At 72.6% G+C, this 19,668-nt stretch carries 21 protein-coding genes; 16 read left to right on the top strand and 5 right to left on the bottom strand.

Features of this window, described 5'->3' with window-relative positions; translation table 11 throughout:
• The first annotated feature begins 153 nt into the window (after positions 1 to 153).
• The 10 genes from BIV57_RS14515 to BIV57_RS14470 all read left to right on the top strand — a co-directional run bounded on the left by BIV57_RS14515 (position 154) and on the right by BIV57_RS14470 (position 8,731).
• The gene (locus BIV57_RS14515; RefSeq protein ID WP_245797671.1) at positions 154 to 543 is read left to right on the top strand and encodes a Cg1360 family ATP-synthase-associated protein; all 390 of its coding nucleotides are present in this window, start codon (positions 154 to 156) and stop codon (positions 541 to 543) included.
• Between the two features lie 270 nt (positions 544 to 813).
• The gene (gene atpB, locus BIV57_RS14510; RefSeq protein WP_071657242.1) at positions 814 to 1,623 is read left to right on the top strand and encodes a F0F1 ATP synthase subunit A; all 810 of its coding nucleotides are present in this window, start codon (positions 814 to 816) and stop codon (positions 1,621 to 1,623) included.
• Between the two features lie 98 nt (positions 1,624 to 1,721).
• Positions 1,722 to 1,967 carry an ATP synthase F0 subunit C gene (gene atpE / locus BIV57_RS14505; RefSeq protein ID WP_071657217.1) on the top strand — a complete coding sequence of 82 codons (246 nt, stop codon included), beginning with the start codon at positions 1,722 to 1,724 and terminating at the stop codon, positions 1,965 to 1,967.
• 43 nt (positions 1,968 to 2,010) lie between these two features.
• Positions 2,011 to 2,580, top strand: a complete 570-nt coding sequence (locus tag BIV57_RS14500) for a F0F1 ATP synthase subunit B (RefSeq protein ID WP_071657216.1) — start codon at positions 2,011 to 2,013, stop codon at positions 2,578 to 2,580.
• Positions 2,577 to 3,401: a F0F1 ATP synthase subunit delta gene (locus tag BIV57_RS14495; RefSeq protein ID WP_071657215.1), complete on the top strand. Its 825-nt coding sequence runs from the start codon at positions 2,577 to 2,579 to the stop codon at positions 3,399 to 3,401. Before BIV57_RS14500 ends, BIV57_RS14495 begins: the two co-directional genes overlap by 4 nt.
• A gap of 129 nt (positions 3,402 to 3,530) precedes the next feature.
• Complete coding sequence (atpA, locus tag BIV57_RS14490; RefSeq protein ID WP_071657214.1) at positions 3,531 to 5,117, top strand: F0F1 ATP synthase subunit alpha; 1,587 nt, start codon at positions 3,531 to 3,533, stop codon at positions 5,115 to 5,117.
• Between the two features lie 35 nt (positions 5,118 to 5,152).
• Positions 5,153 to 6,130 (top strand): F0F1 ATP synthase subunit gamma, encoded by a 978-nt coding sequence (locus tag BIV57_RS14485; RefSeq protein ID WP_071657213.1) that lies wholly within the window; start codon positions 5,153 to 5,155, stop codon positions 6,128 to 6,130.
• A gap of 4 nt (positions 6,131 to 6,134) precedes the next feature.
• Positions 6,135 to 7,580, top strand: a complete 1,446-nt coding sequence (gene atpD, locus BIV57_RS14480; RefSeq protein WP_071657212.1) for a F0F1 ATP synthase subunit beta — start codon at positions 6,135 to 6,137, stop codon at positions 7,578 to 7,580.
• A 124-nt stretch (positions 7,581 to 7,704) separates the two neighbouring features.
• Positions 7,705 to 8,085: a F0F1 ATP synthase subunit epsilon gene (locus BIV57_RS14475; protein ID WP_071657211.1), complete on the top strand. Its 381-nt coding sequence runs from the start codon at positions 7,705 to 7,707 to the stop codon at positions 8,083 to 8,085.
• Positions 8,086 to 8,236: 151 nt separating this feature from the next.
• A complete protein-coding gene (locus BIV57_RS14470; RefSeq protein ID WP_071657210.1) occupies positions 8,237 to 8,731 on the top strand; it encodes a DUF2550 domain-containing protein in 495 nt (164 codons plus the stop codon).
• 108 nt (positions 8,732 to 8,839) lie between these two features.
• On the opposite strand, the gene phsA is transcribed toward BIV57_RS14470, so the two are convergent.
• The 3 genes from phsA to BIV57_RS14455 form a co-directional block, all read right to left on the bottom strand.
• Complete coding sequence (gene phsA / locus BIV57_RS14465; RefSeq protein ID WP_079170332.1) at positions 8,840 to 10,699, bottom strand: O-aminophenol oxidase PhsA; 1,860 nt, start codon at positions 10,697 to 10,699, stop codon at positions 8,840 to 8,842.
• Positions 10,700 to 10,855: 156 nt separating this feature from the next.
• Positions 10,856 to 11,431 carry a cob(I)yrinic acid a,c-diamide adenosyltransferase gene (locus tag BIV57_RS14460; RefSeq protein WP_071657208.1) on the bottom strand — a complete coding sequence of 192 codons (576 nt, stop codon included), beginning with the start codon at positions 11,429 to 11,431 and terminating at the stop codon, positions 10,856 to 10,858.
• Between the two features lie 9 nt (positions 11,432 to 11,440).
• A complete protein-coding gene (locus tag BIV57_RS14455; RefSeq protein WP_071657207.1) occupies positions 11,441 to 12,112 on the bottom strand; it encodes a FadR/GntR family transcriptional regulator in 672 nt (223 codons plus the stop codon).
• Between the two features lie 126 nt (positions 12,113 to 12,238).
• Here BIV57_RS14455 and murA point away from each other — a divergent pair, with 126 nt between their 5' ends.
• On the top strand, positions 12,239 to 13,549 hold the full coding sequence (gene murA / locus BIV57_RS14450) for a UDP-N-acetylglucosamine 1-carboxyvinyltransferase (RefSeq protein ID WP_071657206.1): 1,311 nt from the start codon (positions 12,239 to 12,241) through the stop codon (positions 13,547 to 13,549).
• 35 nt (positions 13,550 to 13,584) lie between these two features.
• Here murA and BIV57_RS14445 read toward each other — a convergent pair whose 3' ends face one another.
• Together BIV57_RS14445 and BIV57_RS14440 are read right to left on the bottom strand one after the other, a co-directional pair.
• Positions 13,585 to 13,944 carry a hypothetical protein gene (locus BIV57_RS14445; protein ID WP_217651729.1) on the bottom strand — a complete coding sequence of 120 codons (360 nt, stop codon included), beginning with the start codon at positions 13,942 to 13,944 and terminating at the stop codon, positions 13,585 to 13,587.
• Positions 13,945 to 14,055: 111 nt separating this feature from the next.
• A complete protein-coding gene (locus tag BIV57_RS14440) occupies positions 14,056 to 14,589 on the bottom strand; it encodes a TetR/AcrR family transcriptional regulator (protein WP_071657204.1) in 534 nt (177 codons plus the stop codon).
• 97 nt (positions 14,590 to 14,686) lie between these two features.
• On the opposite strand from BIV57_RS14440, the gene BIV57_RS14435 reads away from it, so the two are divergent.
• The 5 genes from BIV57_RS14435 to BIV57_RS14415 all read left to right on the top strand — a co-directional run.
• Positions 14,687 to 15,604: an SCO6745 family protein gene (locus BIV57_RS14435; protein WP_071657203.1), complete on the top strand. Its 918-nt coding sequence runs from the start codon at positions 14,687 to 14,689 to the stop codon at positions 15,602 to 15,604.
• A 50-nt stretch (positions 15,605 to 15,654) separates the two neighbouring features.
• Positions 15,655 to 16,053 (top strand): hypothetical protein, encoded by a 399-nt coding sequence (locus tag BIV57_RS14430; RefSeq protein WP_071657202.1) that lies wholly within the window; start codon positions 15,655 to 15,657, stop codon positions 16,051 to 16,053.
• Positions 16,054 to 16,177: 124 nt separating this feature from the next.
• Positions 16,178 to 17,053 carry a 3-hydroxyacyl-CoA dehydrogenase family protein gene (locus BIV57_RS14425; RefSeq protein ID WP_071657201.1) on the top strand — a complete coding sequence of 292 codons (876 nt, stop codon included), beginning with the start codon at positions 16,178 to 16,180 and terminating at the stop codon, positions 17,051 to 17,053.
• 185 nt (positions 17,054 to 17,238) lie between these two features.
• Entirely contained in the window at positions 17,239 to 17,553 is a 315-nt protein-coding gene (locus tag BIV57_RS14420; RefSeq protein ID WP_071657200.1) for an STAS domain-containing protein, read from the top strand.
• Between the two features lie 205 nt (positions 17,554 to 17,758).
• Positions 17,759 to 19,668 (top strand): P-loop NTPase family protein (locus BIV57_RS14415; RefSeq protein ID WP_071657199.1); only part of this gene is annotated, 1,910 nt, incomplete at its 3' end.

Here is a 19,668-nt window from a genome sequence, read left to right as displayed (position 1 = left end):
ACGAAGACTCAGGAGGGCACCGCGGCCCAGGCCCGGCGCTCCTCAAGTTCCTTGATCCCCAGACCAGATGCCGGAGCCGCCGACATGAGGTCCCATGACGCCCGGATCGTCCGGCGCGCCGCCGTCCCCACGCTGATCGCCGGTGTGATCGCCATGCTGATCAGCCTGCTCGCGGCGGGCGCGCACGGCGCGATCGGAGCCGCCCTCGGAATGGCGCTGGTGGTGGTGTTCTTCGCCGCCGGCCAGTGGGCCATCAGCTGGGCCGCCGACAACATGCCCGACTTTCTGATGCCCGCAGCGCTCGGCACCTACTTGGTCCAGATCCTGCTGGTGGCCGTCGCCGCCGGAGCTCTGCGGCACGTCACGTTCATGGAGCCGCGGGCCTTCGGATTCACCGCCCTCGCGTGCACCTTGGTGTGGATGGCCGGCCAGATTCGCGGTCTGGTCAAGTCAAAGATGTTCTATGTCGAGCCCGAATCGGGCACCGGTTCCACCGCTTCCAAGCCCTCCGCCGACGACCCGGCGAAGGAGCCCGCGAGGTGACGCCCCGGTGCGAGCTCGGTCGTCCGACAACTGCTAAGGTCCGGGTCAACATGCTCGGGGACCGGAGCGCCGCCGCGTGCCTTGCCGGGCGGCCCCCTTCGCCGGCGACCGGAAGGCCCTTCCGGCTTCAGCCGATCACCGAGAACGACCGACCGAAGTCGACCAGAAGCCCAGAATCCGTGCTGCCCCCGTGGTCAACGCCACGCCGACACACCGAGGTTGCCGTACCCATGCGTCAAGTGAAGGAAGTCCGTGGTGAGTGCTGACCTGATCTCGCTCGCCGCGCAGAGCTGCGAGAACGCGCACTACGGGAACAGCTCCGGCTGCTCGTTCCCGGCGCCCAGCCTCTGGACCTTCATCTTCAAGCCCTGGGCCCATGTGGGCATGGACCTGAACAAGCCCATGCTGCTCTCGGTGATCTGCATGGTCCTGATCGTCGTCTTCTTCTGGGGCGCCTTCGCCAAGCCGAAGGTGCGCAAGCCGGGCAAGCTCCAGCTCATCGGCGAGATGGGCCTGGACTTCGTCCGCCGCGGCGTCGCCCGGGACATGATCGGCAAGGAGGGCGACCGGTACGTCCCCTACCTGGTCTCGCTCTTCTTCTTCGTCTGGCTGATGAACCTGATGGCGATCATCCCGTTCGCCCAGTTCCCGGTCACCTCGGTGATCGCCTTCCCGGCCGGCCTCGCGCTCACGGTGTGGGTCACCTACATGGTGCTCACCTTCAAGCGCAACGGCTTCGTCGGCGGCATCAAGAACCTCTGCGTCCCCCCGGACGTGCCGCTGCCGATCTACTTCATCCTGACGCCGGTCGAGTTCATCTCCAACATCTTCTTCCGCCCCTTCACGCTCGCGGTCCGGCTCTTCGGCAACATGTTCGCCGGCCACCTGATGATCGTGATGTTCTCGGCGGCCAGCTGGTACCTGCTGTCCCCGTCCATCGGGGCCCTCTACTCCGGCGCCTCGTTCGTGATGACGATCGTCCTCACCGCGTTCGAGCTGGCGATCCAGGCCCTGCAGGCCTACATCTTCGTGATGCTGACCGCCTCCTACATCGGGCAGGCCCTCTCCGAGGAGCACTGACCGGCCCCGGCCGGACAGCCGCCCGCCCCGCGGATACGACCCCAAGACCACCGGTGGACCAACCCCCCACCGGCTGACACCGCAAAGGAATCAGAAGAATGCTGAACACGCTCGCCGCCGCCTCGAGCACCCTCAACATCAACATGCTGGGCGCCGTCGGTTACGGCCTCGCCGCCATCGGCCCCGGCATCGGCGTGGGTCTGATCTTCGGCAACGGCGTTCAGGCCATGGCCCGCCAGCCCGAGGCCGCCGGCATGCTCCGCACCAACATGTTCATCGGCTTCGCTCTCACCGAGGCGCTGGCGCTGATCGGCATCGTCGTCCCCTTCATGTTCAAGGGCTGACAACCCCCGACTCCGACGAACGATTCCGACGATTGGATCTGATGTGATTGCCCATCTGGCCGCTGAGGGACCGCAGAACCCGCTGGTCCCCCACGCGTCCGAGCTGATCATCGGCCTGATCTGCTTCTTCATCGTCTTCGGGATCCTCGCGAAGAAGCTCCTCCCGAGCATCAACAAGGTGCTCGAGGAGCGCCAGGACCTCATCGAGGGCGGCATCGAGCGCGCCGAGGAGGCCCAGGCCGAGGCCCAGCGCACGCTCGAGCAGTACCGGGAGAAGCTGGCCGAGGCTCGCAAGGAGGCCAACGCCCTGACGCAGAAGGCCCAGGAGGACGGCTCCGCCATCAAGGAGGAGCTGCGCTCGGAGGGCCAGCGCCAGCGCGAGGCCATCGTCGCCGCCGGCCACCAGCAGATCGAGGCCGACCAGAAGCAGGCCGCCGCCCAGCTCCGGCAGGACGTCGGCCGGCTCTCGGTCGAGCTCGCCGGCCGCATCGTCGGCGAGTCGCTGGAGGACGAGGCCCGGCAGCGCCGGATCGTCGACCGGTTCCTCGACGAGCTGGAGCAGCGCGCCGCCGAGCAGGCCCCGGCCGACGCGACCGAAGGATCGGCACGATGAACGGCGCCAGCCGCGAGGCCTTCGCCGCCGCGCGCGAGCGGATCGGCACCCTGCTCGGAACGGCGTCCACGGACGCCGCCCGGCTCGGCGCCGACCTCGCCGCGGTGGTGACGCTGCTGGACGGCGAGGCCGGCCTGCGCCGCGCCCTCACCGACCCGTCGCGGCCGGCGGACGCCAAGGCCGGCCTGGCCGCGGCGCTGCTCGACGGCCAGCTCGACTCGGGCGCCGTCGACCTGGTCGCCGGCATGGTCCGCAGCCGCTGGTCGGCCCCGCGCGACCTGGCCGACTCGATCGAGAAGCTGTCGGTCGTCGCCGAGCTCACCGACGCGGAGCGCCGAGGCTCCCTCGACGCCGTCGAGGACGAGCTGTTCCGCTTCGGGCGCATCGTGGCCGGCAACAGCGAGCTGCGTGCCGCGCTGACCAGCCGGATCGACACCGCGGCGGGCCGTGAGGCCCGCGGCGAGCTGGTCCGGGGCCTGCTGGGCGGCCGCGCCGACGCGGTCACGATGCGTCTGGTCGAGCGTCTGGTGCGTGCACCGCGAGGCCGTAGCCTGGAAGCAGGCCTCGAGGCCGCCTCCCGGGATGCCGCGGACCTCCGCAGCCGCATCGTGGCCGTCGTGACGGCGGCACTGCCCCTGAACCAGGAGCAGAAGGACCGGCTCGGCGCCGCGCTCACCCGGCTCTACGGGCGCCAGGTGCACCTCAACATCGACATCGACGCGGAGGTCCTCGGCGGCCTGCGGATCGAGATCGGCGACGAGGTCATCGACGGCACCGTGGCGGGCCGGCTGACGGCGGCCCGGCAGCACTTCGAGGGATAACGACGAGCGCGCCCGGTCCGCCGGGCGCGACACATAGGCATCGGCCGGCTGACGGAAGCCGGCCACAGGCAAGCACCTTTGCGGCCGCTTTGGCAGGCCGATACCTAACGAGGAGAGCAGGGACACCAGATGGCGGAGCTCACGATCCGGCCGGATGAGATCCGGGACGCGCTGGAGCGCTTCGTCCAGTCGTACGAGCCGGACTCGGCGGCTGCCGAGGAGGTCGGGACCGTCACCATGGCCGGTGACGGCATCGCCAAGGTCGAGGGCCTGCCCTCGGCCATGACCAACGAGCTGCTCCGGTTCGAGGACGGGACCCTCGGTCTCGCCCAGAACCTGGAGGAGCGCGAAATCGGCGTCGTCGTCCTGGGCGAGTTCAGCGGCATCGAGGAGGGCCAGAAGGTCCACCGCACCGGCGAGGTCCTCTCCGTGCCGGTCGGCGACAACTTCCTGGGCCGCGTGGTCGACCCGCTGGCGAACCCGATCGACGGCAAGGGCGAGATCGTCTCCAGCGAGCGCCGCGCGCTCGAGCTGCAGGCCCCCGGCGTGATGATGCGCCAGCCGGTCAAGGAGCCGATGCAGACCGGTCTGAAGACGGTCGACGTCCTCACCCCGATCGGCCGCGGCCAGCGCCAGCTGATCATCGGCGACCGGCAGACCGGCAAGACCGCTCTCGCCGTCGACGCGATCATCAACCAGGTCGACAACTGGAAGAGCGGCGACCCGAAGAAGCAGGTCCGCTGCATCTACGTGGCGATCGGGCAGAAGGGCACCACGATCTCCTCGGTGCGCCAGGCGCTCGAGGACGCCGGCGCGATGGAGTTCACCACCATCGTCGCGGCCCCCGCCTCCGACCCGGCCGGCTTCAAGTACCTGGCCCCCTACACCGGTTCGGCCATCGGCCAGAAGTGGATGTACGAGGGCAAGCACGTCCTCATCGTCTTCGACGACCTCTCCAAGCAGGCCGAGGCGTACCGCGCCATGTCCCTGCTGCTGCGCCGCCCGCCGGGCCGCGAGGCCTACCCGGGCGACGTCTTCTACCTGCACTCCCGGCTGCTGGAGCGCTGCGCCAAGCTCTCCGACGAGCTCGGCGGCGGCTCGATGACCGGTCTCCCGATCATCGAGACCAAGGACGGCGACGTCGGCGCGTTCATCCCGACGAACGTCATCTCCATCACCGACGGCCAGTGCTACCTGCAGGCCGACCTCTTCAACCAGGAGATCCGCCCCGCGCTGGAGCCGGGCACCTCGGTCTCCCGCGTCGGCGGCTCCGCGCAGACGAAGGCCATCCGCTCGGTGACGGGCCAGCTGCGCCTGGACCTCGCCCAGTACCGCGAGCTGGAGGCGTTCGCCGCCTTCGGCTCCGACCTGGACCCGACGTCCAAGGCCCAGCTGGAGCGCGGCCAGCGCATGGTCGAGGTCCTCAAGCAGCCGCAGTACCAGCCGCTGCCCTTCGAGGAGCAGGCCGTGGTGCTGTGGGCCGGCACCTCGGGCAACCTGGACGACGTCCCGGTGTCCGAGATCCAGCGCTTCGAGGGCCAGTTCCTGGACCACATGCGCCGCGACCACGCCGACCAGCTGAAGTCGATCCGCGAGACCGCCAAGCTCGGCGACGACACGGTGGCGGGCCTGGAGAAGTCCATCTCGGAGTTCAAGCAGGGCTACCAGACCGAGGACGGCACGCTGCTCACCGACCTCGCCGCGTCGGACAGCTGATGGGGCGGGGAACTTCGAGGAGAGAGCCTTAGCCCATGGGAGCCAAGCAGAGGGAGTACCGGAGGCGGTCGCGCGCGATCGCCAACATCCGGAAGACCACCAAGGCGATGGAGATGATCTCCGCGTCGCGTATCCAGAAGGCCCGTCGGGCCGTCGAGGCGTCCACGCCGTACGCGTCCGAGATCACCCGTGCCGTGGCCGCGGTCGCCACCCGCTCCACCACCCAGCACCCGCTCACCGACGCCCACCCCAACCCGACCCGCGCCGCGGTCCTGCTGATCACCAGCGACCGCGGCCAGGCCGGCGCGTACAACGCCAACGCGATGAAGTCGGCGGACGCGCTCACCGCGAAGCTGGTCGCCGAGGGCAAGACGGTCGACACCTACATCGTCGGCCGCAAGGGCGTCGGCAACTTCAAGTTCAAGAACAAGCCGTTCGTGAACAGCTGGACGGGCTTCTCCGACCGTCCCGCCTTCTCCGACGCCAAGGAGGTGGCGGCCGCGCTGGTCGCCGCCTTCACCGGCGCGGACGGCGTCGCCGGCAGCGTCGACGAGGTGCATGTCGTCTTCACCGAGTTCGTCTCGATGCTGACGCAGAACGCGGTGCAGCGGCAGGTGCTTCCCCTGCAGCTGCAGGACGCGGCGGACGAGACGGGCCTGCCCGTCGGCGGCGGCTCCGAGGCGGGTGCCAACCCGGCCGAGGAGGCCGTCACCGCGCGCAAGTCGGAGCTGTACCCGCTCTACGACTTCGAGCCCTCGGCCGAGGGCGTCCTCGACGCGCTGCTTCCGCGGTACGTCGAGGCGCGGGTCTTCAACGCCCTGCTCCAGTCGGCCGCGTCCGAGCACGCGGCCCGGCGCCGGGCGATGAAGTCCGCGACCGACAACGCAACGGATCTGATCCGGGTGTACACCCGGCTCGCCAACTCGGCCCGTCAGGCCGAGATCACCCAGGAAATCAGCGAGATCGTCGGTGGTGCCTCCGCCCTGGCCGACGCGACCGCGGGGAGTGACTGAACACATGACCACCACTGCTGACACGACTGCGACGGGCACGGCCACCGGCCGGGTCGCGCGGGTCATCGGTCCGGTCGTCGACGTGGAGTTCCCCGTCGACGCGATGCCGGACATCTACAACGCCCTCTACGTCGACGTGGTGACGCCCGACGGCAGCACCAAGACGCTGACGATGGAGGTGGAGCAGCACCTCGGCGACGGCATGGCCAAGTGCATCTCCATGCAGCCCACCGACGGCCTGGTGCGCGGCGCGGCCGTCACCGACTCCGGCGCGGCGATCACCGTGCCGGTCGGCGACGTCACCAAGGGCAAGGTCTTCAACGCCCTCGGCGAGGTGCTCAACGCCCCCGTCGAGTCGGTGGCCAAGGCCGAGCGCTGGGGCATCCACCGGACGCCCCCGAGCTTCGACCAGCTCGAGCCCAAGACCGAGATGTTCGAGACCGGCATCAAGGTCATCGACCTGCTGACCCCGTACGTCAAGGGCGGCAAGATCGGCCTGTTCGGCGGCGCCGGCGTCGGCAAGACGGTGCTCATCCAGGAGATGATCTACCGTGTCGCCGCCAACCACGGCGGTGTGTCGGTGTTCGCGGGCGTGGGCGAGCGCACCCGTGAGGGCAACGACCTCATCGGCGAGATGGAGGAGGTGGACGTCCTCAAGTCCACCGCCCTGGTCTTCGGCCAGATGGACGAGCCCCCGGGCACCCGTCTGCGGGTCGCGCTGTCCGCGCTGACGATGGCGGAGTACTTCCGCGACGTCAACAAGCAGGACGTGCTGCTCTTCATCGACAACATCTTCCGCTTCACCCAGGCCGGCTCCGAGGTCTCCACGCTGCTGGGCCGGATGCCGTCCGCGGTGGGCTACCAGCCCACCCTGGCGGATGAGATGGGACAGCTGCAGGAGCGCATCACCTCCACCCGCGGCCACTCCATCACCTCGATGCAGGCGATCTACGTCCCCGCGGACGACCTGACGGACCCGGCGCCGGCCACCACCTTCGCGCACCTCGACGCGACGACGGTGCTGGAGCGGGCGCTGACCCAGAAGGGCATCTACCCCGCGGTGGACCCGCTGGCGTCCTCGTCCCGGATCCTGGACCCGCGCTACATCTCCAAGGACCACTACGACACCGCCAACCGGATCAAGGCGATCCTGCAGAAGTACAAGGACCTGCAGGACATCATCGCGATCCTCGGTATGGACGAGCTGTCCGAGGAGGACAAGGTCACCGTCAACCGGGCGCGCCGGATCGAGCGGTTCCTCTCCCAGACCACCTACATGGCGAAGCAGTTCACCGGCATCGACGGCACCACGGTTCCGCTGGACGAGTCCATCGCCGCGTTCAACGCCATCGCGGACGGGAAGTACGACCACTTCCCCGAGCAGGCGTTCTTCATGTGCGGTGGCCTGGACGACCTGGAGAAGAAGGGCAACGAGCTGCTCAACAGCTGACGCCCCGACGGTCGATGGGCGGGCGCGGCGACCGGCTGTGAGCATCGGGCGCCGCGCCGCCCGCTATCCTTTGTCCCAACCGGTCGTCCCGCGGCAGCGGGTCGGCCAGAGTTAAGGAGCCACGTTGGCTGAACTGCACGTCGAGCTGGTGGCGGCGGACCACCTGGTGTGGTCCGGCGACGCCGTGATCGTCAGCGCGCAGACCGTCTCGGGGTCGATCGGCATCCAGGCCGGCCACACGCCGGTGCTGGGCGAGCTGACCTCGAACACGGTGGTCATTCGCCAGGAGAGCGGAGAGGCGGTCGTCGCCGCGGTGCACGGCGGCTTCCTGTCGTTCGCCGACAACAAGCTGTCGCTCCTCGCGGAGACGGCGGAGCTGGCGAAGGACATCGACAAGGCGCGTGCCGAGCGGGCCCTGGAGCGGGCGCGGACGTCGCACGACGCCGCGGCCGAACGGCGGGCCGAGCTGCGGCTGAAGGCCTCGATGGCACTGCTGTCGAAGTAGCGGCGGCAGCGGTCGAGGCCGGAGAAGACGGTTCGTTGCACCGGGCTGCGGGAGAGCGATTCTCCCGCGGCCCGGTGTGCTACATCCGGCGCCGGGCCGGTTCGGTCGGCCGGTGCCATGAGCGCCTTGGGGCGAGGAGGGTGCGGGCGGAATGATCCTTGCTCTGGTGCTGTGCGGGGCGGTGGTGCTGGCCGTGCTGCTCGGGTTGTTCCTGCTGGGGGTGCGCCGCCGGGTGATCCAGCGGCGCGGGGGAACGTTCGACTGCAGCCTGCGGCGCGAGCGGGCGGCCGCGGGGGCAGCCGCGGGAGCGGCTTCGGGGGTGGCAGAGGGGGCTGCCGAGGAGGAGCCGGACGGCAAGGGGTGGACGTTCGGGGTGGCCCGGTACAGCGGGGACCGGCTGGAGTGGTTCCGGGTCTTCTCCTACGCGCCTCGTCCGCGGCGGGTGCTGACGCGCGGGGACATCGAGGTGACGGGGCGTCGGGTGCCGCAGGGGCAGGAGGAGGTGGCGCTGCTGTCGGGGGCGGTGGTGCTGGAGTGCACGAGCGGGGGGCAGGCGGTGGAGCTTGCCATGTCCGAGGACGCGCTGACGGGGTTTCTGGCGTGGCTGGAGGCGGCGCCGCCGGGGCAGCACGTGAACGTCGCTTAGGGTCCGTGCGGTTGCCGCGGTCCGCGCCGTGCCGGGTTCGCCGCCGTTTCGCCCCGGCGCCCGCCCGATCGCCTTCGGCGATCGGGCGGGCGCCGGGGTCGGGGCGGCCTACATCGGCATGGGCATGGAGCCCATGTCGTGGCCGAAGGGGATGGCCTCGCGGGGCATCACCGTGAAGGGCCGCATCATGCCCATGTCCTCGTGCATCAGCAGGTGGCAGTGGTACATGAAGCGGCCGTAGCCGCCGGTGAACTGGCCCATCACCGCGAGCATCTGCCCGCTGCGGCTCTGGAAGACGTCCTTGTGCCCGTGCTCGTTGGGCGCGATCGTGCCGCTCGCCGCCGGCGTCCAGGCGATCGGCGTCCGCGTCCCCGCCGCCTTCGGGTCGAAGCCGCTCGCGTCGTAGCCGTCCCGCCCCAGGATCTGGAAGTCCGTCAGATGGATGTGCATGGGGTGGGTGATGCCCGAGATGTTGAGGAAGTTCCACACCTCGAAGTCGCCGTGCGCGAGCATGAAGTTGAGCGAGTCCTCGAAGCGCCGGGCGGTGCGGCGGTAGGTGGTGACCGTGCCGTCCTTCCCCTTCACCTGGACCCAGCCGTCGGCGGGCAGCTGCACCGGCGGCTCGCCGTCCACCATCTCCAGCTCCCACAGCTCCGGTTCGCCGCCGCCGCCCTTGGTGCCGGGCGGCGTCAGCAGCAGCATCCGGTGGCCGTGCGGGAAGCCGTCGTGCGTGTAGGTGACGAAGGAGTTGTCGAGCACCTCCGGCGGCGCGAAGTCGTCCCCGGTGCGCTCGGTGCCCACCCGGAACTCCATCACCTCGGGGAACGGCACATTGCCCACCGGGTCCGGCACGCCCGTGCCCTTGCCGCCGCGGTTGACCAGCCGCACCCGCTTGCCGCGCAGCGCGCGGAAGTCGAGGAGCAGGTCCATCCGCTCGGCGGGGGCGATGGTGAGGCTCTCCATCGTCGCGGCGTCGAAGTCGACGGGGACGGGTGAGGGCAGCAGCCCGCCGTCCGAGCCGATCTGCACCAGGGCGTGCGGCACCGGTCGGTTCTCCTCGTCCACCAGCACCAGGTCGAAGAAGCGCGCGTTGGAGGCGTTGAGCAGCCGGAAGCGGTACCAGCGGGCCTCGACGTCCAGGTGCGGCCAGATGACGCCGTTGACGGTGGTGTACGGGCCGGTGAAGGGCAGCTCCACGGGCTGGCCGGTCTCGGCGTTCTTGGGATCGACGACGACCGTCTTGTAGAGCAGGCGGCCCGTCAGCCGGCCCTGGGCGTCGGTGTCCAGGTTGCGGTCGGCGAGGGTGAGCGGGATCTCGTGCGCGCCGGACGGCAGGCCGAGGGCGTCCTCCTCGTCGTCCCGGATCAGGTACTGGCCGACGAGCCCGGCGTAGACGTTGAACCGGGTGATGCTCATCGCGTGGTCGTGGTACCACAGGCCGGTGGCGCGGTGCCGGTTCGGGTACTCGGAGAGCTGGGCGTCCCCGCGGACCACGGCGTTCTCGGCCCAGCCGTCGTTGCCGGCGTTGGTGACGGCGCCGTGCAGATGCGTCACCGTCCAGGCGGGCAGCGCCGGCACCCGCGGGTCGGGCACCAGGTCGCCGCGGCCGGGCTCGGCGGACGGCGGCACCTCGGTGCGCCCGCGCGCCGGCGCGGAGACGGCGGTGAGCGGGTAGTCGTCCTCGCCGTCGACGGCGTTCGTCCAGGCGATGCGGGCCTTCTCGCCGCGCCGCACCTCGATGGTGGGGCCCGGGAAGCTGCCGTCGTAGGCGAGCATCGCGGTGGGCGGCAGCTGCGAGTGCAGCCGCACCCAGGTGTGGCGCTGCTCGACGACGGTGGTGGCGCCGGGCTCGGGCCGCACCACCGGCGGGATGCGCAGCGGATCGCGATAGGGCGTCAGGCCGCCCCGCTGCGGGGCGGCGTCGTGCTCGTGGATCTTCTCTTCGAGGCGGTCGATGAGCTCGGACATGGCGGATTCCCCCCGGAATGCCAGTGTGCTGACGTCTGTCCGGTTGGACGGACGCGGCGCAGTGGGGGAGGAGTTCCGTATTCCGGACGTCCGCGTCCGAGTCGTTACGGGGCGTTCGAGGGGCGGGGGCGGGGCTGAGTGTTCCGGGCGGCCGGCTCAGCCGCGGTCGCCGCCGGGCTTCCAGAGCACGTCGCCGTGCTCGGTGTTGGCCGCGCGGGCGAGGATGAAGAGCAGGTCGGAGAGGCGGTTGAGGTACTTGGCGGTGAGCGGGTTCATGGTCTCGCCGTGCGCGTCCAGGGCGGCCCAGGCGGAGCGCTCGGCGCGCCGCACCACGGTGGTGGCCTGGTGCAGCAGGGCGGCGCCGGGGGTGCCGCCGGGGAGGATGAAGCTGCGCAGCTTGGGGAGCTTCTCCAGGTAGCGGTCGCACTCGCCCTCGAGGCGGTCGACGTAGGGCGCGTCGATGCGCAGCGGCGGGTACTTCGGGTTCTCGGAGACCGGGTTGCACAGGTCGGCGCCGACGTCGAAGAGCTCGTTCTGGACGCGCACCAGCACCGCGGCGATGTCCTCCGGCAGCCCGCCGAGCGCCAGGGCGACGCCGAGCGCGGCGTTGGCCTCGTTGGCGTCCGCGTAGGCGTGCAGCCGCGGATCGTTCTTCGACGTCCGCGAGTTGTCGCCGAGCGCGGTGCTGCCGTCGTCGCCGGTGCGGGTGTAGATGCGCGTCAGATTGACCATGGCCCCAGGTTAGAGGCGGTCGAGGCGGGACTCCACGTCGTCGAAGTGGGCGAGGACGGCCCTGCGGGCGGCCTCGGGGGCGCCGGCGCGCAGCGCGGCGGTGATCGCCTCGTGGCAGCGGGCCGTCTCGTCCGGGTCGGGGCGCGGGCCGAGGTCTGCGCGGACGTGCTGGAAGGCGTCCCAGAACAGCTCGATCAGCTGGGCGGCGAGCTCGTTGCCGAGCGGCTCGACGAGCAGCAGGTGGAAGCGGCGGTCGGCGTCGGCGGTGTCGGGCTCGGCGCGCATCCGGGCGGTCTCCGCGTCGAGGCGGGCGAGCAGCGCCTCGTCGGCGCGGGCGGCGACGTCGGCGATGAGGCCGGACTCTATGGCCCGGCGGACGGCGACCAGTTCGCGCAGCGCGCCCGGGTTGCCGCGGGTGAGCTGGCGGGTGCGGTAGAGCAGCCCGGGGGCCATCGCGGCGAGCGGCGCGCTGCCGACGAAGGTGCCGTAGCCGTGCCGGATGTCGACGATGCCGCGGGTGTGCAGCGCGCGCAGCGCCTCGCGGACGCTGTTGCGGCCGGCCGGGGCGAGCAGGTCGATCAGGTGCGCCTCGTTGGGCATGGGGTCGCCGGGCGCGAGCTCCATCTCGAAGATGAGCTCGGTGATCCGCTCCTCGAGCTGCTGCCGGACTCCCGCTGCCATGGGGGCGAGTGTACCGCCGGGCGCGCCAAAGATCCCAGGTCCCATGTCCGGGACGGAATGCCCGAGTTGGTGAGCGCGGTGTCCCCGTTGGCCGTGCGGCGCCCCGGCGACGGCTAGCATGCCCTGATGGATCGATTTCGGGTGTGCGGCGGGGCCAGGCTGGTGGGGGAGGTCGGCGTCGCGGGGGCCAAGAACAGCGCGTTGAAGCTGATGGCGGCGGCGCTGCTGGCACCCGGGACCACCCGGCTCCGCAATGTGCCCGGGATCCTCGACGTGGACATCATGGCCGAGGTGCTGCGGCGCCTCGGGTGCCGGGTGGAGTCCGTCGAGGAGTCGGCCGCCGCCGGGACGGTCGCGCTGGCCATGGAGATCCCCGAGGAGCCCGGCTCCGAGACCGACTACGACCTGGTGCGGCGGATGCGCGCCTCGATCAGCGTCCTCGGCCCGCTGCTGGCCCGCCGCGGCGAGGTGCGGGTGGCCCTGCCGGGCGGCGACGCGATCGGCTCCCGCGGCCTGGACATGCACATCGACGGCCTGAGCCGGATGGGCGCCGAGTTCGGCAGCGAGCACGGCTTCCTGGTGGCCCGCGCCCCCCGCGGGCTGGCGGGCGCGTCGCTGGCGCTCGCCTTCCCCAGCGTCGGCGCCACCGAGAACATCCTGATGGCCGCGGTGCTGGCGCGCGGCACCACGGTCATCGACAACGCCGCCCGCGAACCGGAGATCGTCGACCTCTGCGAGCTGCTGGAGGAGATGGGCGCCAAGATCGGCGGCGCCGGCACCGCCACCATCGAGGTGCAGGGGACGGACGCGCTGGCGCCGCCGGCCGCCCCGCACCGCGTCGTCCCCGACCGCATCGTCGCCGGCACCTTCGCGGTGGCCGCGGCGATGACCCGCGGCGACGTCAGCGTGCTGGGCTCGCGCCCGGAGCATCTGCAGATGCCGCTGGAGAAGCTGACGGCGGCCGGCGCCGCGGTCTCCCTGGTGCCGGACGGCTTCCGGGTGGTGATGGCCCGTCGGCCCACCGCGGTGGACATCGTCACGCTGCCCTACCCCGGGTTCGCCACCGATCTGCAGCCCCAGTTCGCCGCGCTCAACGCGGTGGCGGACGGCTCGGCGATGGTGACGGAGAACATCTTCGAGGCCCGCTTCGTCTTCCTCCAGGAGCTGGGGAGGCTCGGCGCGCAGATCCGCACGGACGGTCACCATGCGGTGGTGCGCGGGGTGGAGCGGCTCTCCGGCGCGCCGGTGCGCGCCACCGACGTCCGGGCCGGCGCCGGGCTGGTGCTCGCCGGGCTGGTGGCGGAGGGCGACACGGTGGTCAGCGAGGTGCACCACATCGACCGCGGCTACAGCGCGCTGGTGCCGCAGCTCGCCGGGCTGGGCGCGGGCATCACCCGGGAGCCGGACCCCGAGGTCGACCCGCTGCGGGGCGGCTGACCCGCCGTCCGCCCGCGGCGTCCGCCCGCGGGGCGTCAGCTCTCGTCGGGGACGGAGGCGAGGACGGTGCGGGCGCGGTCGGCGTCGTCCGGCCAGACCAGCACCCGGGGGCCGTCGGTGGTGGCGGCGAGGGTGTGCTTGATGCCGGCCTCCCGCAGGCTGCGGCCCAGCCGGCGGGCGTGCGCGGCGGAGACGGGCTCGGCGACGGGCACCAGCAGGCCGTACTCGTCGGGGCGGCCGATCCGCGGGGGGCGGGCGGAGAGCGAGCGGCCGCGGCCGAAGGTCCAGCGCAGCAGCAGGATGAGCACGCCCAGCACGACGACGAGCAGAGCCAGATCGTTGGCGCTTGTCACCGGCAGCATCGCGTCTCCCGTCCCCTGCTCTGGCTGACTCACCCCATCCTTACCCGCCGCGGCCCGGGACGCGAACCCTGGGCGGCATGATGATGTGTCAAGCGGCCCACGGGCGGGCCATGGGCGGGCGCGGGCGGGCCGCGGGCGTCGTTGTCAGGGCTTGAGGTGGCGGGCGGCGGCGCGGAAGGCGGCGTAGGGATCGGCCGCCGCCTCCGGCGGCAGGGTGGCCGGCAGGCTGCCGGTCAGCCACAGGGTGGCGAAGCCGTGCACCAGCGACCAGGCGGCCGAGGCGCCGGTCGGCCCGGAGACCTCGGTGGCGGCCAGCAGCGCGGCGCTGCGGGCGCGGGCCGCCTCCAGCTCGGCGTCGCCGTCGCGCAGCAGCGCGTCCTGGAACATCACCTCGAAGTGCGCGGGGTGGGTGAGCGCGAACCGCAGATAGCCGACCCCGGCCTCGATCAAGTCGCCGTCGGCCCGCTCCAGTTCCGCGGAGAGGAGGGTGTGGCCCTCCGCGGCGAAGGCGGTGAGCAGGCCGGTCTTGTCGCCGAAGTGGTGGGCCGGGGCGGCGTGCGAGACGCCGGCCCGGCGGGCGAGGTCGCGCAGGCTGAGGGCGGCGACGCCGTTCTCGCGGACGGCCTCGTCGGTGGCGTCCAGGACGGCGCGGCGCAGATCGCCGTGGTGGTAGGGCATGATCCCAGCGTAGCGAGAATCTAGTCGTTGACAAGATTCGGGGTCGGGGGCATGCTGGACCTCAATCTAGTCACTGGACAGATCTTGGGGGATCGCGATGGCGCAGACGATCGAGGACGCGGCCCGCGGCATGTGGCGGCTGCTGGAGCCCGTCCATGCCGCCCACTACTACGCACCGCAGGCCTTCGAGGAGGCCGCGGCGCTCGGCATCGCCGTGGACGACCGCTGGCCCAGCTACTTCGCCTACCGTGCGGCGCCGCTCGGCGCGGCCGGGGCCGGGCTGGTCACGGCGGCGTTCTTCACCTTCGCCCCGGCGAAGGTGGCGGCCCACGTCCCGGCGGTGTGGCGGGTCGCCGCCCCGGAGGAGGTCGGTGCGGCCCGGCTGCGCGGCGTCGACCGCACACTGCGCGCGCTGCTCGGCGACGGGGTCGCCGAGGGGGCGGAGCTGCGCGGGGCGGCGTCGCTGGCGCGGCGCGCGGCGGAGGCCGCGGCGGCGGATGCGGCGGGGCGGCCGATGGCCGCGGCGCAGGCCGACCTGGTCGCCCGTCAGGGCTGGGACGAGCGGCCCCATGTGGCGCTCTGGCAGGCCGCGACGGTGCTGCGCGAGCACCGCGGCGACGGGCACCTCGCCGCGCTGCACGCGGCGGAGCTGGATCCGGTGGAGGCGCTGGTCTCCTTCGCGGCGGTGGGCGCGGCGCCGGCGCAGGTGTTCGCCTCCCGCGGGTGGACGGACCAGGAGTGGGCGGCGGGCCGCGAGCGGCTGCGGGCGCGGGGCTGGGTGGACGCGGACGGCCTGGCCACCGCGCGGGGGCGCGCGGGGCGCGCCGAGGTGGAGGCGCTGACGGATCGGCTGGCGGCGCGGCCCTGGTCGGCGCTGGGGCCCGAGGACGGGGGGCGGCTGGCGAAGGCGGTGCTGGGGGTGCTGCCGGCGTTGGCGGGGTCGGGGTTGTTCCCGGAGTTCAGCACGCTGGGGTTGGGGCGGGGTGCGCGGGTGGACGAGGGGGGTGCGGTGTGATGGCGGGTCGCGGTGGGTCTCTGGCTGCTCGCGCAGTTCCCCGGGGAGGCGTGGTGCTGCCGCTGCGCTGGGTGGCGGGGGCCGGTGGGGAAGGGGGCGGGGACGTGGTGGTGATGGTGTCGCGGTTGGAGGTGAAGCGGCTGCGGGACGTGCTGCCGTTCCTGCGGGACTCGCTGCGGATCCGGCGGCAGGCCGCCGCCGCGCCCGGCGGGCTCGGCCACGCCCTCGCCGCCGCGCCGCTGCGGCGCACCTTCTGGACGCAGTCCGTGTGGGCCGACCGCGCCGCCGTGGAGACATTCGCCGCCGCGCGCCCGCACCGCGACATCGTCCGCGGCAGCCGCCCCCGGATGGCCGACTCGCGGTTCGTCTTCCTGGTCAGGCCCGCTTCCGAGGTGCGCCAGGGCCTGCCGTGGGACAAGGTGCGGGAGATGACCGCGGGGCAGGGGTGATCGGCACCACGCCGACACCGGGTGCCGAATCGCCCCCCAAGAGCGTTACCCTCCGGTAAAGACGCGGCGTCGGCGATGATGCCGCGTCAGATCCACCCGTGCGCATGCATCTTGGAGGGATTTCGTGGGCGAGGCAGCGGTCGACAAGGGAGTCGACGGGAGCATCGCGGTGATCGGGGCCGGGCTGATGGGGTCCGGGATCGCGCAGGTCGCGGCCCAGTCCGGCCGCCGGGTCGTGCTGCGCGACGTCACCGAGGAGGCGCTGGGCCGGGCCCGCGCCGCCATCGAGCGCTCCTACGCCAAGTTCGTCGAGAAGGGCCGCCTCGCCGCGGAGGACGCCGAGGCGGCGCTCGCCCGCATCGCCACCACCACCGACCTGGACGCGGCCGGCGAGGCCGACATCGTGGTGGAGGCGGTCTTCGAGGAGATCGGCGTCAAGCACGAGGTCTTCCGCGAGTTGGACCGGATCGCCAAGGACGGCGCCGTGCTCGCCTCCAACACCTCCGCGCTCCCGATCACCAAGATCGCGTCGGTGACGCAGCGCCCCGAGGCCGTCGTCGGGACGCACTTCTTCTCGCCGGTGCCGATGATGGCGCTCTGCGAGCTCGTCCGGGGCCTGAAGACCAGCGACGAGACGCTGGCCCGCGCGCGGGCCTTCGCCGAGGGCGCCGGCAAGACCTGCGTGGTCGTCAACCGCGATGTGGCCGGTTTCGTGACGACCCGCCTGATCACCGCGCTCGCCATGGAGGCCGTCCGCCTGGTGGAGACCGGCGTCGCCTCCGCCGAGGACATCGACATCGCCTGCAAGCTGGGGTTCGGGCACACCATGGGCCCGCTCGCCACCACCGACCTGACCGGCACCGACGTGCTGCTGCACGCCACCGAGAACATCTACCGCGAGACCCGCGACGAGAAGTTCGCGCCGCCGGAGCTGCTCTCCCGGATGGTCGAGGCCGGCGACCTGGGCCGCAAGAGCGGGCACGGCTTCTACTCCTACTGACGGCGCGTCGGCGCCGTCAACACGACGCCGTCAGGAGGCGCGTCCATATTTCACCCCGACGGGTGAAATCCGGTGCCTTCTGCGGCGAGAGCACAACATTTGCGACCCATGGGGCGTCAGATGAGTGAAGAGCCTGAAGGCAGCAGAAGCAGCATCAGTTCCCGCAGTTCCTGGAGGAGTTCCTCATGCGGATCACGGGGGACGACGAGACGGTCCGTTTCGAGGGCTCGCTCGACGTCCGCACCGCGGCCGATGCCCGGCGGCGGCTCCACGCCGCGGTCGACGACGGCCGGGGCGACCTCGTCCTCGATCTGTCCCGCCTGGCCGCGTGGGACACCACCGGCCTCGGAGTGATCATGGGTGTGCACCGCCGAGCAGGCCGGGAGGGCCGGCGCCTGGTGCTGCGTGCGGTGCCGCCGCAGCTGCAGCGGATCCTGATCGCCACCCGATTGCACCGCATCCTGAGCTTTGAGGACGATCTGGACGCGCTCGCGGTCTGATGCGCGCCGTGCGCCGAGATGGGTCGCCATGGGGCGTTCGAACCTGGCCGAACGTGCCCCGAACCGGTTCCCCCGCGGGCGCTTCTCGTGAAGAGTGTGCGAAGGTTTGGGATTCGGTTATCCGGTCGAGACCTACCGCCACGACGATAGTACGGGCGGAAAGTACCGTGCGGTCGCCATCATCATCGCAGCAGGGGGACGGGCCATGCCCCAGTCACGAATAACCCGGCCGAGACCCGAAGACGAGCACTCCCCGGCGTTCATCGCCGGGGAGCTCTACGTCTCGGCGTCCGGCGGCGACGGGTTCGCCGTCGAGCCCTGCCCGGAGCGCCGCGTTCCCGTCGTCGAGCGACGCGCCGCCGCGCCCGCGACCCCGCTGCGGCCCTCGGACATCCGCCACCACCCGGTCTCCGCGCTGGTCGGGCGCGCCCAGGAGCGCGCCGGGCTCGTCGAACTCCTCTCCCAGGGGCGGTCGGTGCTCCTCACCGGCCCCTCCGGCGTCGGCCGCAGCGCGCTGCTCGCCGCCGTCGCCGCCGACTGCGCGCACCTGGCCCCCGACGGCGTCGTCCGCCTCGACGGCACCGGCCGCACCGCCGACGACCTGCTGCACGAGCTGTTCGCCGCCACCCACCGCGTCGCCGGCGCCGCCTACCGGCCCGACGGGGCGACGCTGCGCGCCCGGCTCGCCTCGGTGGGCGCCGTCGTCACCGTCGACGACCTGGAGTTCGGCGGCGAGGAGCTGGAGCGGCTGGTCTCCGCGGCGCCCGAGTGCGCGTTCCTGCTCGCTCTCGACCGCGCGCTGCTGATCGGCGCGGGGCGGACGGCCGGCCTCGCCCACGACTCGCGGCTGGAGGAGGTCGCCCTCGAGGGGCTGGAGCGCAACGACGCCTTCGCGCTGCTCGAACGGCGGCTGGGCCGCCCGCTGATGGGCCCCGAGCGGGGCTGGGCGGGCGACCTGTGGTTCGAGTCCCAGGGCCTGCCGCTGCGCTTCGTGCAGGCCGCCGCGGTGCTGCGGCAGCGCGACGCGCGGGGCCGCGGGCCGGGCGCGGCGGGGGAGTGGGAGCTGCCCCCGATGGCGCAGAGCGCGGCGCCGGCGGCGCTGCTCGCCGCGGACCTCAGCGCGGGCGCCAGGGAGCTGCTGCGGATCGCCATAGCGCTGGACGGGCAGCTGCCCGCGGCGGTCCATCTTCCGGCCCTCACCGGCGCCGTGGAGGGCGCGGACGCCGTCACCGAGCTGCTCGACGCCGGGCTGGCGACGGCGGCGGGCTCCGGCGAGAGCCATCGGCTGGCGGCCCATGTGCTGCCCGTCCCCGACCAGTTGGACCTGGGGTCGCCCTTCGGGCCCGTCCCGGAGCGGCCGGCGGGGGTGGTGGACGCGCTGGTCGACCACTACGTCTGGTTCGCCGGGCACACCGGCGTGACGCCCGCGGCGATCGCCGCCGAGGCGGAGGCCGTGCTGGGCGCGATGGCCGCGGCGCGCGACCTCGACCGGCACGACGCGGTGGTGCGGCTGGCCCGCGCCGCCGGCCCGGTCTTCGCGGCGGCGCTGCGCTGGGGCGCCTGGGAGCGGGCGCTGCGGCTCGGCGCGGAGGCGGCGCGGCGGGTGGGGGAGCCGTCCGCCGAGGCGTACTTCCACCATGAGCTGGCCGTCCACGCGCTGGTGACGGAGGATCGGGCGACGGCCCGCGAGGAGGCCGCCTCCGCGGTGGAGCGCCGGGCGGCGCTCGGCGAGCAGACCGCGGCGGCGCTGTCGCGGCGGGTGCTGGCGGCGTGCGGGGCGGCGGAGCCGGTCCCGGCGGAGCTCGCCGGGCTCGGGGAGCTCGGGGACGGGGCGTCGGCCTCGGCGTCGGCGTCGCCGGCGGTTCCGGCGACGGCGGAGCTGCCTGCGCTGGTCGCGGCGGGTGCCGGCGGTGGTGTCGGCGGGGTGCGGCGGCCGGTGGACCGGCGGCGGGCGATGGCACGCCGGCGGATGGCCGCGGTGGCGGCGTCCGTGGTGGTGGTGCTCGGCGCGTCGACGGTGCTCTCGCTGCAGCTGGGCAAGGGCCGCAGCGACGGGGCGCCGGACAAGGTGCGGCCCACCTCGTCGGCGGTGGTGACGACGCCGACGGACGCGGG

The organism is Mangrovactinospora gilvigrisea, from assembly GCF_001879105.1.
GTDB classification, from domain to species: Bacteria; Actinomycetota; Actinomycetes; order Streptomycetales; family Streptomycetaceae; genus Mangrovactinospora; species Mangrovactinospora gilvigrisea.
This window is presented reverse-complemented; position numbering and strand designations above follow the sequence as displayed.

Excerpts from the sequence above, each read along its gene's own strand:
- BIV57_RS14515 (WP_245797671.1), top strand. The coding sequence starts at position 154 with ATGCTGATCAGCCTGCTCGCGGCGGGCGCGCACGGCGCGATCGGAGCC.
- atpE (WP_071657217.1), top strand. The coding sequence starts at position 1,722 with ATGCTGAACACGCTCGCCGCCGCCTCGAGCACCCTCAACATCAACATG.
- BIV57_RS14495 (WP_071657215.1), top strand. The coding sequence starts at position 2,577 with ATGAACGGCGCCAGCCGCGAGGCCTTCGCCGCCGCGCGCGAGCGGATC.
- atpA (WP_071657214.1), top strand. The coding sequence starts at position 3,531 with ATGGCGGAGCTCACGATCCGGCCGGATGAGATCCGGGACGCGCTGGAG.
- BIV57_RS14485 (WP_071657213.1), top strand. The coding sequence starts at position 5,153 with ATGGGAGCCAAGCAGAGGGAGTACCGGAGGCGGTCGCGCGCGATCGCC.
- atpD (WP_071657212.1), top strand. The coding sequence starts at position 6,135 with ATGACCACCACTGCTGACACGACTGCGACGGGCACGGCCACCGGCCGG.
- BIV57_RS14470 (WP_071657210.1), top strand. The coding sequence starts at position 8,237 with ATGATCCTTGCTCTGGTGCTGTGCGGGGCGGTGGTGCTGGCCGTGCTG.
- phsA (WP_079170332.1), bottom strand. The coding sequence starts at position 10,699 with ATGTCCGAGCTCATCGACCGCCTCGAAGAGAAGATCCACGAGCACGAC.
- BIV57_RS14460 (WP_071657208.1), bottom strand. The coding sequence starts at position 11,431 with ATGGTCAATCTGACGCGCATCTACACCCGCACCGGCGACGACGGCAGC.
- BIV57_RS14455 (WP_071657207.1), bottom strand. The coding sequence starts at position 12,112 with ATGGCAGCGGGAGTCCGGCAGCAGCTCGAGGAGCGGATCACCGAGCTC.
- murA (WP_071657206.1), top strand. The coding sequence starts at position 12,239 with ATGGATCGATTTCGGGTGTGCGGCGGGGCCAGGCTGGTGGGGGAGGTC.
- BIV57_RS14440 (WP_071657204.1), bottom strand. The coding sequence starts at position 14,589 with ATGCCCTACCACCACGGCGATCTGCGCCGCGCCGTCCTGGACGCCACC.
- BIV57_RS14435 (WP_071657203.1), top strand. The coding sequence starts at position 14,687 with ATGGCGCAGACGATCGAGGACGCGGCCCGCGGCATGTGGCGGCTGCTG.
- BIV57_RS14420 (WP_071657200.1), top strand. The coding sequence starts at position 17,239 with ATGCGGATCACGGGGGACGACGAGACGGTCCGTTTCGAGGGCTCGCTC.